The organism is Streptomyces sp. NPDC028711, assembly GCF_055565415.1.
On sequence record NZ_JBVHUJ010000011.1, the window covers coordinates 26,445 to 38,233 of the forward strand.

An 11,789-nucleotide genomic window follows, 5' to 3' on the forward strand; every position below is an offset into this window, starting at 1 on the left:
TCTGCCAAGTAGCGAGATACCTTCCCCGCCTGTTTGATTTCATTCCCGTCGCGGCTTTCTCCCCGTGACGAAGACGTGAAGATGCGTCATGCTCTGCTGGCACGCGTGTGCGCACACAGGAATTTCCGAGGGCAGCTCAAGCCTCCAGGCGCCCACGGGGGAAGGAAACTCATGGACGCCTCGATGCCACCGGAAAAGTCCGGCCCGGCACCTGTTCCGGGATTGACCACGGGGATCACCGCTCGAACCGTTTGGACCCGTCGTCGGCGTCGCTTGGCCGGGCTGGCTGCCGTCTTGGCAGCGGCGGTCGTTCTGCCGCTCGCCGTGCACTCCACCCAGGACCAGGTGGAGCACACTCCCCCCGTAGCAAAGAAGGAGTCACGCCCGAGCCCGCTTACTGCCGCGGAAGCAGCTCGAGAGGCCAGGCGGACCGGCAAGGACGTCGAGGTCACGGCGGATCGCACAGCCAACTCCACCACCTGGGCGCAGCCTGACGGCTTGATGCGTACGCGTACTCACAGTGACACCATCCGGGCCAAGGTCGACGGTGAGTGGAAAAAGATCGATACCCGGCTCAAGCGTGTGAAGGGCGGCTACGCTCCTGCGGCGGTCAACGACCCGTTGCTGTTCAGTCCCGGAACCACAGACCCGGGCAAGCAGCGTGCCTCACGGACGGTGCAGCGCCCGCCCTTGGGCCCGGACGGTACTGCGTCAGATGACGGCCCGGCATGGAACGAGCTGGTGCGTCTTACGGTAGAGGGCCACGAGCTCGTCGTCAGCTGGCCCGGCCCGCTGCCCGCCCCTGTCGTCGACGGGCCCCGAGCCCTGTACGAAAACGTGCGCCCCGGGATCGACTTGCTGCTGACCGCACGCGACAGCGGCTACTCGCACGTCCTGATCGTGCACACTCCGCAGGCCGCCCAGGATCCCCTGCTGGCCGAGCTCGACTACCGTCTGACCTCGCCCACCCTGAGTTTCAAGCTCGATGCCGATTCTCACGTCGTCAGCGCGCTGAACGCGGAAGGCGGGGAGATGGCGGTGGCCCCCACCCCCTATCTGTGGGACTCCGCGGGCACGGTCATGGCCACAGTCGGTGAGCCCTCACACAGCCCCTCCACCGAGATCCCCAAGACGGCTTTCGCGCTCCCTGGACTCGCGGGACCGCAGCCCGGCAGCCATGAGTCCGCCCTCAGCGCGTCGCTCGACGGCGCTGGAGTGCTCAACCTGGCCGTGCAGGCACGCTTCCTGCAGGATCCCGACACCGTCTATCCAGTCTTCATCGACCCCTCCTTCAAGGGGCGCAAGCGGAGCTGGACTCTGCTGTACGAGAAGGCGCCGTCTTCCAACTTCCTCAATGGGCAGAACTTCAACGACGGAACCAACGAAGCACGCGTAGGCTATGAGTCCACCACCGGTGGCCTGTCACGGTCTGTGTTCAACTTCGAGCACGACGCCGTAAAGTTGCGTAACGCTGTCGTCAAAACCTCCTATCTCAGGATCCTTCAGACGTACTCCTGGGGTTGTTCCGCTCGTCAATACAACCTGTACGTCTCCGGTCTGGTGTCCAGTACCAGTACTTGGAACAAGCAGCCTGGCTGGGGCCGGCTCGTGGGAAACCAGACCAACGGCCATGGCTACAAGGCCGTAACCTGCCCCGACAAGTGGGTCGGCGTCGACATCAAGTCCCTTGCCCAGGAAGCTGCCACCAAGGGATGGTCTGGCATCGGGATCGGCATCCGCGCCGCGAACGAGTCGGACACAGCCGCGTGGAAAAAGTTCATGGCCAATGGGGAATCTTCTCCTTACATCGACACGGTCTACAACCACAATCCAGACGAGCCCAGGCAGTCTGAGATGACGATGTCGCCGGGTGGCACCTGCGACACCAGCGCTCCCTTCTTCTCCGTCGGAAAGTCCGACATCCGCTTCAGCGTCAAGGGCCGCGACTACGACAACAACCTCAAGTACGTGCACCTCAAGGTGTGGCCCACGGGCTACCTTGATGACCCGGTGGTCGACGCCAACTACCCGCCCGCCAGTGACGGAACCATCTCCGTAACCGTCCCCTGGGGTTCCTTGGCCCACGGCAAGACGTACTCGTGGAGTGCACAGACCATCGACACGGAAAACGCCGTATCATTCTGGGGGCCCGCTGGAACCACGGCCTACTGCCAGTTCGTTGTCGACCAGTCCGCTCCGAGCAGCCCTGTAATCTCCTCAACGCAGTTCCCCCCGCCGGGGGACAACAAGAACCAGTGGAGCACTGTCGAATTCGGAACCGGCGGTACCTTCACCTTCGGGACACAGTTGGAGAGCGGGACCAAGACTGTCGTCGACCCCAGCGTGGTTCGATACGAGTACAGCCTCAACACCAATAACCACACCATCAATCCGCCCATTACCACCACCTATGGCTCCACGAAGAGCAAGGTTCTCAACCCGCCGACGGCAGGCGTCAACGTTCTCTACGCCTGGGCCGTCGATGCGGCAGGAAACCGGTCCCAACCGGCCAAGTACGTCTTCTTCGTCACGCCTCGGAAGGTTCTCGATCCCGCAGGAGACCTCACTGGTGACAGCACGCCCGATCTCCTCGCCATCGACGGCACCGGGAACCTGCGCAACTACCCCGCCGAGCCGGACGGCGACATCGGCACTCACCTGCCCGGCGGCTACAACGCCGCAGGAGCTCTCGACGACGGCTACTGGGGTGAAGCCACCAGCCATGCGCTGATCAGCCATTCAGGCGACTGGTACCCCGGCGACGGCATCAATGACATCATCGCTCGCATGCCTGACGGCAAGCTCTATCTCTATCCCGGTGACGGGTACGGAAGCTTCAACATCGACGAGCGTCTCGACATCCTCCTGCCCCCCGGCTCACCCAGCACCGCGGCCATGACCGAACTCGCGATGACCAACGACATCACCGGAGACGGCCTGCCCGACATGTTTGCTGTCGCCGGCGACCAGCTGTGGGCCTTCACCGGATACACCGGCGCCAGTTTCACAAGCGCGCGTCTCCTCTCCGCCAGTGCGTGGACCACACGTGACATCGTCAGCGTCGCCGACATCACCGGCGACAAAGTCGCCGACCTCCTCTTCCGCACCGAAGAAACCGGACGCGGTCTCCTTCTGCGTCATGGCAAGGCCGCCGGCTCGGGCGTCGACCTGAACAGCCTCGCTGCCGCCGTGAACTCGGGCACAGGGAAGGACGAGGTCTACGGCACCGGAGGCTGGAACAAGGCCAGCATCCCCATGATCAAGGGGACCCCCAGCGCCAACGGCGACGCTATCCCCGACCTGTGGGCCGTCTTCGCCGACGGCACCCTCCGCTTCTACCGTGGAGGCCCCAGCACCCACGGCACTTCTAGCCTCGTCGGCGAAGCCGGATGGACCACCCTCCTCACCCTCGGCTAAGGGCTGTCCCGCAAAGATCTTGAAGCCGCCTCGGGCATGGCGGCCACTTTGCAGCCCGCTTGCCTATCCGGCGAGGGCGAGGTTGTGCATCCGGGCGATGCCGAGCATTGCGTGGTGGACACCGTCGCCCTTGAGGCGGCAGTCGCGGAGGATCTTCCAGGTCTTCATACGGGCGAAGACGTGCTCGACCCGGGCCCGGACCTGCTTGTGGGACTTGTTGTGTTCCTCTTTCCAGGCCGGCAGTTCGGACTGGAAGCGCTCGCGGCGGTGTGGGATGACGAGTCCGGTGCCTGGGTAGCCGCCGTCGGCGATGGTCGTGGTTTTGCCGACGGCGGACTTGGCGCCTGACTCCTCCCACGCCTTGCAGTCGTTGCGGTTCCCGGCGAGCGGCCGGCCGACCACGACGACCAGGCGGGTGTCGGCGTCGATGACGACTTGGTGGTTGGTGGAGTACCGATAATTCTTCGACCGCTCGGCGACGGTGTGGTCACGGGTGGGGACCAGGGTGCCGTCCACGATGAGCACGGTGTCCTTGGCGAACCGCTCACGGGGCTGGAGTGCGAGCAGGGGGCCGAGGTGGTTGATGACCCGACCGGCCGTGGACTTCGAGACGCCGAACAGCGGAGCAAGTTGCCGCAACGTCAGATTGGTGCGCCAGTAGGCCGTGACCAGCAACACCCGGTCCTCCAGCGGCAGACTCCACGGCCGGCCTCGGTGGACCATATCTGCCCCTTCGCGCCGCAGCGCGGTCAGCAGTTTGCGGAAGCAGCGCGGGCTCAGCCCCGCGAACGGGGTTATCCAGGACGGCTCCGATGCCGTGATCACACTCGCCACATCGTGATCATCACTCAGGCCGGCCCAATGCCGAGACAATCCCACAACTACGCTGATCGGGGCAGTCCACAGTGCGCAAGACCGGGGAAATCATGAACCGACCACTACTGTTCCTCGACGTGGACGGGCCACTCAACCCTTACGCGGCCAAGCCGGAGAGACGTCCCGACGGCTACACCACACTCAGAGTTCCCCGGAACGGCGCCCATCAGGACGACAGAGGCCTCTCGTCCCGACGACCCCTGCGAGTCTGGCTCAACCCAGAGCACGGACGAATCCTGCTCCATCTCGGCTTCGAGCTGTGCTGGGCCACCACATGGATGGACGACGCCAACCGGTGGATCGCACCAGTCCTCGGCCTTCCAGAACTCCCCTTCGTGGACTTCGGCGACGTCCTACTCCGGGAACGCCCTGATGGGGTCCACTGGAGGACCCGACCGCTGGTGGACTACGCAGGCGGCCGTCCGTTCGCCTGGGTGGACGACGAGCAGAGCGAGCTGGACCAGACGTACGTGACCACCCATCACCAAGGTGCCGGGCTCCTCCACCACGTCAACCCGCGGATCGGCCTACGGGAGAACGACTTCCGCGCACTCGCCGATTACGCCCGGTCCCTGAACACCTCACCAGCTCTTCAGGCTGCTCCGCACTCGAAGCCAAGATCTTTGCGGGACAGCCCTTAGCTACACCACCATAAATACGCAGTGCAAAAGGGCTTTAGGGCACTCAGTTAATTCGAGAGATCACTGCAACACCTGGTGAGTTGATCAAGCCGCACGGAGTTTAGACAGGCGCTCGGCTGGGGTTTCCCAGCCGAGCGCTTTGCATGGGCGGCTGTGGAGCTCGGCAGCGACGTCCGGGACTGTCCATCGTCCGGCTCTGTCTCACATCCGATGTGACGGAAGGCGGCGTTATCCGAAGAGGATGCGGTGGCGGAGGAGGGTGAAGCCTGCTCGTCCGTGCATCTGGCGGGCGAGCCGCTCGGTCTTGGTGTAGATGCCCCCAGTTGGGCCGTTGCAGTACGGGAGTATGACTGCGGCGATCACAGCGTTGCGGTCTCGCTCGAGGCCACAGATGAAGACGTGCAGGCGTGGCAGACCCGGGCTCGGGGCACCCCGGCATCGGTGGTGGCGGCACGCTCGCGGTCACGCATCTTGCGGGAGGGCTTGCCCGTCGGGGTGTGTGTCGATCCAGGCAAGTCCGCCGATGTCGAGGTGAGTGCGGGCGCGGGTGACGGCGACGTAGGCAAGGCGGGCTTCGGCGTCGTCGATGGGTCCTGGGATGGGTTGTCCTTGGCTGTCCTGTTGGTCGGTGTCCTTGGGCGGGGTGAAGTCGTCGGCGACTTGTACGCGTGCCCATTCGCGGCCTTTGGCCTTATGGGCAGTGGAGATGACGACCTGGGCATGCTCTTCCCTGGTGAGACGGCTGACCGCAGCAAGGATGGCGTCGGTTCCGTGGGGGTCGACGAGGTCGACCAGGGGCTGGAGGTCGCGTCCGGAGGGGTCATGGGCGGCGTAATCCTGGACGGTTTCCCAGGTGGGGAAGAGGACAAGTTCGGGGTGGCTGGTGCGGCGTCCGTCTTTGAGGTCGCGGGCGGCCAGGGCGAGGGCCCGCAGACTGTCTCCGCCGCCGACGAGGGCGACTTGAATACCGGCTGCGAGAAGGCTCATGACGTGCTTCATGGCGCCGACGCTGGTCCGGCACAGGATGGCGTCGGGGTGGCTGAGCGGGCCGAGTTCGGTAGGCATGGCGTCGGTGCCGGTCAGGCGGATGGGCGCCTGGGCGCCTGGGCGCCTGGGCGCCTGGGCGCCTGGGCGCCTGGGCGCCTGGTGAGCCAGCGGTTTGCTTCCCTGGCCAGCAGGGGGCCGAAGCGGAAGGAGCGGGAGAGGGTGAGGTGGATGCCGTCGAAGCCGGCCATAACGTCTTTGGCGCCGCGCCAGTGATAGATGGCCTGTGCTGAGTCTCCGACGAGGACGAGCTGGGCGTGGTCGCGCTGGCTGTTGAAGATGTGCTCGACGACGGGGTTGGTGTCCTGTGCTTCGTCGAGGAGGAGGAAGTCGGCGGGGATTCTGGGGTTGGTGAGGGACCAGATCTTGAGGAAGTGGTCGGGGTCGAAGCGGACGACGCCGTCGTCCTTGCGCTGGAGGTCCTCCCACGCCTTGCGGGCATACGGCAGGGCGAAGGCGGCAAGCTGACTGCAGGCGTTGGGGCTGTCGAGGCCGCGCAGGGGCAGGACGTGATGTTCGGTGATCTCTGGGTCGGCGGAGTGGCAGAAGCGGGTCACAGCCTTCAGCACCGTGTTGGACAAGGTGGTCGGCATGAGGGTGTGGCCTTCGATGCGGACGGGCTTGGTGATCCCGAGGTCCTGCCCGGTTCTCCATGCGGGGCGGCGAGGTGCGTCGATGCGGCGTGCGTAGCGGTGGCCGATGGCCGCGTAGGCGAGGGCGTGGGCGGTCTTGCAGGTGACTGTGCTGGGGAATCGGGTGGCGGCGTCGCGGGCGATGGCGCGGTTGTAGGCGATGTAGCGGCCGCGGCGGCTGGTGCTTTGGGCGAGCAGGGCCAGGGTTGAGGTCTTGCCTGTGCCGGCGCCGGCTTGGAGGACCATGTGGTCGCCGGCGTGGAAGCGGTCGGCCGCTCGGGTCTGTTCGTCGGTGGGGGTGAACAACGGGGTCTGCTCCGGATCGGACGATGGAAACGGTTGGGCTGGAGCTCGGTGCCAGTGGCTGGCCGTGGCGGGCTTAGACCGTGTCCTATGTGGTGAGGCGGTCGTTGAGGTCGTCATGGGGCGGGGTACGTGGAGTTGGATTGTTCCGGACGGGCTGTGGGAGATCGCGAAGCCGCTGATCCCACCCTCACGGGTGCGGCCGCAGGGCGGCGGGACGCCGGACACGCCTGATGAGACACTGTTCACCGCGATCATCTACGTACTGGTCTCCGGGTGCGCCTGGCGAGCCCTGCCGCCGTGCTTCGGGATATCGAAGTCGACAGCCCATCGCCGGTTCCTGATCTGGTCCCGTGCCGGGGTGTGGGGCCGGCTGCATGAGGAGATCCTGCACCGCCTCGACGACGCCGGCCTGCTCGACCTGTCCCGAGCGGTCCTCGACTCCGCCCACGTGAGGGCGAAAAAGGGGGCGAACTCACCGGTCCGAGCCCTGTGGACCGGGGCAAGCCGGGTTCCAAGATGCACATCCTGTCGGACGCGAACGGACTGCCACTCGTCGTCGGTGTCACCGCGGCCAACGTCCATGACAGCCAGGCCCTGAAGCCCATGGTGCTCGGTCACCCAACGAGACACGACCCCCACCGCGGCCGTCACTTCAAGCCCCAGCGCCTGCACGCCGACAAGGCCGACGAGATGCCTGAACTGCGGAAATGGCTCCGCGGCAAGCGCATTGGCGTGCGTATCGCCCGCAAGGGCATCGAGTCATCAGAACGTCTCGGACGCCGCAGATGGGTCATCGAGCGGACCATGTCCTGGCTGACCGGCTACCGCCGCCTCAACCACCGCTACGAGCGCCATCCACGCAACTACCTGGCCTTCCTCGGCCTCGCCGCAGCCATCTGCTGCTATAAACGGCTTCTCCGCCTCACCACATAGGACACGGTCTCGGCGGGAGGGCCTGATGGCGGGTGGAAGCAGGCTGCGTGCGCGGGTGGCAGTCCTTGGCGGCTTGATGGTGATGTTGACCGTTCTGACTGCGTGCGCGGGTCCCTATCAGTACTACGAGGGAACGGGGCTCCACGACGCCACGGCGGCCGAAGTCGCTGGGGGCTGGGAAACGTCGAGGGAACCCGCGTAGTGCTTCGTGGAGACGGAACAGCCCTTCTCGAGAAGCTGGACGGGAAGGACTTTGACTTCGAGGACGGCTGGCGTCTCTCCGGTACGGGAACCTGGCAACTGACCGACGACGATGGCGGACAGGTCGTCCAGCTTGTGCTGACAGCCCGGACACGAGTCGAGAGGCGTTTTCCCGTAACGGCGACTGATGCCTCGGCTCCGGAGCCCCCATCGACGTACTCGTGGTACTTCTACGTGGACCGTGATCAGCACGATGAGTTGAAGCTGTTCTTCTTCTACGGTGATCCCGACATCGGGAACACGTACGTGATGACGCGCGAGACAGGGTCATAGCCATTCGTTGATCGCTGCGACCAGCACGGTCGCGTCGTAGCGGACGGCGAGTTTGTCGTACCGGGTGGCGACGGCGCGGTGTCTCTTGAGGCGGTTGATCCCGCACTCGACCGCGTGACGCTCGCCGTAGTCGACCGGGTCGAAGCACGGTGGCCGGCCGCCGCGGGAACCGAGCTTCCGGCGGTTGCGCGCCTGGTCGGCCTTGTCCGGAATGGTGCAGCGAATCCCCCGGCGGCGCAGATAGGCCCGGTTCCAGTGAGTCCGTCGGCGGCAGAGCTACGGCCGGGACACGTGCGGCGCTGCGCCAGGCGCTCGCCGCTCATGGCCTGGTCCGCAATCGCGTTCACCAGCTCGGGGCCGTACTGGTCACCGTGACGCTGGACGCTCCCGAGGCGCAGGCCCTGGCTGTGCTCCTCAGCCGACGCGATGCCCTCCCGCGGCAGGCGCAGCAGGGGGACGATATCGGCTGAGGAGCCGGGCCGGCGGAGACTGCGGCCGCCGCCCTCGCCGACGCTCTTCGCGCGCACGGCACCGGCGCGTACGCACGGGTCCTTACCTCCGGGCAGGTGAGCGCCGGACTTACCCCCCAGCCGCCCAGGCGGTGGTCGCCGCCCTCACCGCCCGGACCGGTGCCACATCACGCGGCAAGCGGCGCGGGCTCGGCTCCGGCTTCAAGGGCATCGCCGCCCGCCAGGTCTTGTCCGGCCGATCATGTGCGGAGCGGGATGACCGCAATCGCTGCGATGGCGGTGCCGAGGAACGCATGGCTGCGTCTGCCGTAACGGGCGGCAACGACCCAGGCGCGAACCCAAGCACCGCCCTGCCCCGCGTGCTGATCAACGGAGACGGCATGATGGGTTTATGAAGTCTCTCGCTGTGGCGGGCCTGCGGATCGTGGATGGGTGGACCGAGCCCGAAGGGCTCATTCCCCCCGTCGTCACCGGGCAGGCACCGAGCTGTCCTTCCGAGGAAGGGCGCGTCGAGGCCATGCTGGACGCACTCGAGCCGAAGCTGCACGAGAAAGCGAACGCCGACTGGTACCGGCTGTCGGTCGAAGGAGGGCTCTTCTCCGAGACCGACCGCAGGTTCCTGCTCGCGCTCCAGCCCGACGAGAACCGCCTCGCACGGTGGCACTGCGTCGAGTTGCAGAGCGAGTGGGACCTCATGGGCAAGGGTGCTGCCGGACTGCTCGGCAGCGCACCCTGCCGCCCCGAGTTCCGCATGCTCTCGCTCGACGGGAACGTGCTGTGCTTCGCAACGACGTGGGAGCACGCGATCAGCACCTCCGTGCTGAAGGCGCCGCATCGTTCGCAGGTTCTCCGCCGGTGGGCCGAGGCACTGACGGACGGCACGATGGACGACATGGGCGAGCCGGACGAGCCGCCGCTGAGCATCGCGGCACGCCGCTGGCTCGACAAGCACTAGGAATTTGTCCGACTGATCACATACGAAGCCAGAAAGCAAGGGCTGCCGCTGTGGCGGTGCCGAGGAAGACGTAGCCGCGCTTGTCGTAGCGAGTGGCGACCGCCCGGAACTGCTTCAGGCGGTTGATCGCCCGCTCAACGGTGTTGCGCTTCTTGTAGCGGTCCTTGTCGAAACCGGGTGGCCGTCCACCGCGTGAGCCCTTGCGCAGGCGGGGCGGCCTGGCTGTCACTCTTCTCTGGGATGGTGTGGCGGATGCCCCGCCGTCGCAGGTACTTGCGGACGGCGGCCGTTGCTGTATGCCATGCCGGCCGCCTTCCGTCAATGCTTCCGGCTCCGCGACGTCGCGGAGCCGCGATCGATCCTGCCCCTTCCAGAGCCGCACGACACCCCGCACTCGCCACCCGCCCCGCCAGACCTCGGGCGGGCAGGGGCGGTAGACCCGGTGACTTTGCCTCTGCCTGATCGTTTCGATGGTGAGATCGGTTCAACGGGGGCGATCATCGGGGCCCGTCAAACCGGCATTGCGGCTGGGGCCTGGATGGTGCACTGCGGCCCCCGGGGGGCCGATGCGGGAGAGTCGCGACGATGTGCGGTCTGGTCGGTTTCGTGGGCGATCTCTGGGGTGATGAGGTCGCGCAGTCGGCGTCTACGTTGAAGGAGATGACCGAAGTTCTCGCCTGCCGCGGCCCGGACGCTATGGCCGTGTGGCGGGAGTGGCCGGCGGGGCTGGGCACCACACTCGGCTGGCGACGCTCGACGTGGAAGGCGGTCGCCAGCCCCTGATGTCGGAACGCGGTGAGCAGACGGTACTGGCCGTCGTTTTCACCGGCTCCGCACACGGTCCTACCCGAAGCCGCCCGCGACCGGCGACCAGCACCTGCGCCGCCTCCCCTCCCCCCAGGCGTCGGAGCCCGCGACATGAACCGCCGCGCCCTGGACGCAGCCGGAATCACCGAACCCGCGCTGCGGGACGCCTACACCGACTGCCTGCGCCTGAACTCGCGCACCGCAAGCTCGTTCCTGCTGGCCACCCGTCTCCTCCCGCCTCACTGTCGCCCTGCTGTCCACGCCTCTACTGCTTCGCACACGTGGCCGACGCGATCGTTGACGATCCCGGCCCGCTCCCGGACACCGTCGAGCGTGAGGCAGCCCTGGACACACTCCAGCAGCAACTCGATTCGGCGCTGCGCGGCAAGGACTACGCCACACCACTGCTGCGTGCCCTGGCCCATACGGTGGCCCGGTACAGCGTGGATCTACGGCACATGGACGACGTCATGAACGCCATGCGCGCAGATCTGGCTGCGACTGAGTACCCCGACTACGAAGCCTTGCAAACGTACTGCCACGGCTGCGCCGCTGCCCCCGGCCTGATGACCGCGCCGGTCCTGGGAACGCTCGTCTCCCAGCAGGAAGCCGCTCCGCACGCGATCGCCTTCGCCCTGGCCTTGCAGCTGACCAACATCCTGCGCGACGTCGGCGAAGACCTCGACCGCGGCCGCCTCTACCTGCGGCAGGATCTCCTCCAGGCGCACGGCGTCGACCGCTCCCTGCTGGAATGGAGCCGTCGCACCGGCAACAGTGCCCCACGGATCACAGCAGCCATGAAGTCGTTCGCCGGCCTGGCGAACACCGCCCACCGGGACGCCACCACCGGCATCGCAGTCCTGGCCCCGCAGGTGCGGCCCGCGCTCCGCGCCCCTCTGGCCCACTACGTGGCCATCCGTGAAGAGATCACCAAGAACGGCTACGACGTCCTCCACCACCGCACCCGAGTGCCCCGACACCGCCGTGCTGCGCTCACCCTCACGTGCGTCGCCCGCGTCATCGCCGCCCGTGCGAAAAGTCGTAGACGCTGCGAAGTCGCCACCACCGCCTCCCCATCCGCAACGGTGGCAAGCCAGGGACGGCTGCTGCAGGCGCACGTGCACCACGGTGGCCTGATCGGTCCGCCAGCCCAAGGCGGGGATTCGGCTAGCAG

At 66.5% G+C, this 11,789-nt stretch carries 9 protein-coding genes and 4 pseudogenes; 7 read left to right on the forward strand and 6 right to left on the reverse strand.

The window, feature by feature from the left end; genetic code table 11:
- The first annotated feature begins 171 nt into the window (after positions 1-171).
- A complete protein-coding gene (locus ACZ4VK_RS28705) occupies positions 172-3,417 on the forward strand; it encodes a DNRLRE domain-containing protein (protein WP_468358099.1) in 3,246 nt (1,081 codons plus the stop codon).
- A gap of 63 nt (positions 3,418-3,480) precedes the next feature.
- Here ACZ4VK_RS28705 and ACZ4VK_RS28710 read toward each other — a convergent pair whose 3' ends face one another.
- A complete protein-coding gene (locus ACZ4VK_RS28710) occupies positions 3,481-4,251 on the reverse strand; it encodes a transposase (RefSeq protein WP_468358102.1) in 771 nt (256 codons plus the stop codon).
- Between the two features lie 92 nt (positions 4,252-4,343).
- Here ACZ4VK_RS28710 and ACZ4VK_RS28715 point away from each other — a divergent pair, with 92 nt between their 5' ends.
- On the forward strand, positions 4,344-4,934 hold the full coding sequence (locus ACZ4VK_RS28715; RefSeq protein ID WP_468358105.1) for a hypothetical protein: 591 nt from the start codon (positions 4,344-4,346) through the stop codon (positions 4,932-4,934).
- A gap of 228 nt (positions 4,935-5,162) precedes the next feature.
- On the opposite strand, the pseudogene ACZ4VK_RS28720 reads toward ACZ4VK_RS28715, so the two are convergent.
- The 3 genes and pseudogenes from ACZ4VK_RS28720 to ACZ4VK_RS28730 form a co-directional block, all read right to left on the reverse strand.
- Positions 5,163-5,348 (reverse strand): annotated as a pseudogene (locus tag ACZ4VK_RS28720) (ISL3 family transposase); the annotation flags it as partial.
- Between the two features lie 48 nt (positions 5,349-5,396).
- Positions 5,397-5,999: a 3'-5' exonuclease gene (locus tag ACZ4VK_RS28725; protein ID WP_468358108.1), complete on the reverse strand. Its 603-nt coding sequence runs from the start codon at positions 5,997-5,999 to the stop codon at positions 5,397-5,399.
- Positions 6,000-6,013: 14 nt separating this feature from the next.
- Complete coding sequence (locus tag ACZ4VK_RS28730) at positions 6,014-6,916, reverse strand: UvrD-helicase domain-containing protein (RefSeq protein ID WP_468358111.1); 903 nt, start codon at positions 6,914-6,916, stop codon at positions 6,014-6,016.
- Positions 6,917-7,031: 115 nt separating this feature from the next.
- Between ACZ4VK_RS28730 and ACZ4VK_RS28735 the strand changes: the two genes are divergently transcribed.
- Both ACZ4VK_RS28735 and ACZ4VK_RS28740 read left to right on the forward strand, forming a co-directional pair.
- Positions 7,032-7,849, forward strand: a protein-coding gene (locus ACZ4VK_RS28735; RefSeq protein ID WP_468358114.1) for an IS5 family transposase whose coding sequence is annotated in 2 segments (ribosomal slippage) — positions 7,032-7,374 and positions 7,374-7,849 — 819 coding nt in all. Because the reading frame shifts where the segments join, the coding sequence is not laid out codon by codon here.
- 201 nt (positions 7,850-8,050) lie between these two features.
- Positions 8,051-8,383 (forward strand): hypothetical protein, encoded by a 333-nt coding sequence (locus tag ACZ4VK_RS28740; protein ID WP_468358117.1) that lies wholly within the window; start codon positions 8,051-8,053, stop codon positions 8,381-8,383.
- On the opposite strand, the pseudogene ACZ4VK_RS28745 reads toward ACZ4VK_RS28740, so the two are convergent.
- Positions 8,378-8,635 (reverse strand): annotated as a pseudogene (locus ACZ4VK_RS28745) (IS5 family transposase); the annotation flags it as partial. The gene ACZ4VK_RS28740 and the pseudogene ACZ4VK_RS28745 sit on opposite strands and share 6 nt — an antisense overlap.
- Positions 8,636-8,984: 349 nt before the next feature.
- Here ACZ4VK_RS28745 and ACZ4VK_RS28750 point away from each other — a divergent pair.
- Together ACZ4VK_RS28750 and ACZ4VK_RS28755 are read left to right on the forward strand one after the other, a co-directional pair.
- A complete protein-coding gene (locus ACZ4VK_RS28750; RefSeq protein WP_468358120.1) occupies positions 8,985-9,248 on the forward strand; it encodes a hypothetical protein in 264 nt (87 codons plus the stop codon).
- On the forward strand, positions 9,245-9,808 hold the full coding sequence (locus tag ACZ4VK_RS28755; RefSeq protein WP_468358123.1) for a hypothetical protein: 564 nt from the start codon (positions 9,245-9,247) through the stop codon (positions 9,806-9,808). Before ACZ4VK_RS28750 ends, ACZ4VK_RS28755 begins: the two co-directional genes overlap by 4 nt.
- Before the next feature lie 16 nt (positions 9,809-9,824).
- Here the strand turns inward: ACZ4VK_RS28755 and ACZ4VK_RS28760 are convergent.
- Positions 9,825-10,086, reverse strand: a pseudogene (locus ACZ4VK_RS28760) (IS5/IS1182 family transposase); the annotation flags it as partial.
- Between the two features lie 504 nt (positions 10,087-10,590).
- On the opposite strand from ACZ4VK_RS28760, the pseudogene ACZ4VK_RS28765 reads away from it, so the two are divergent.
- Positions 10,591-11,538, forward strand: a pseudogene (locus ACZ4VK_RS28765) (phytoene/squalene synthase family protein); the annotation flags it as partial.
- Positions 11,539-11,789: the final 251 nt, after the last annotated feature.

Excerpts from the sequence above, each read along its gene's own strand:
- ACZ4VK_RS28705 (WP_468358099.1), top strand. The coding sequence starts at position 172 with ATGGACGCCTCGATGCCACCGGAAAAGTCCGGCCCGGCACCTGTTCCG.
- ACZ4VK_RS28715 (WP_468358105.1), top strand. The coding sequence starts at position 4,344 with ATGAACCGACCACTACTGTTCCTCGACGTGGACGGGCCACTCAACCCT.
- ACZ4VK_RS28725 (WP_468358108.1), bottom strand. The coding sequence starts at position 5,999 with ATGCCTACCGAACTCGGCCCGCTCAGCCACCCCGACGCCATCCTGTGC.
- ACZ4VK_RS28755 (WP_468358123.1), top strand. The coding sequence starts at position 9,245 with ATGAAGTCTCTCGCTGTGGCGGGCCTGCGGATCGTGGATGGGTGGACC.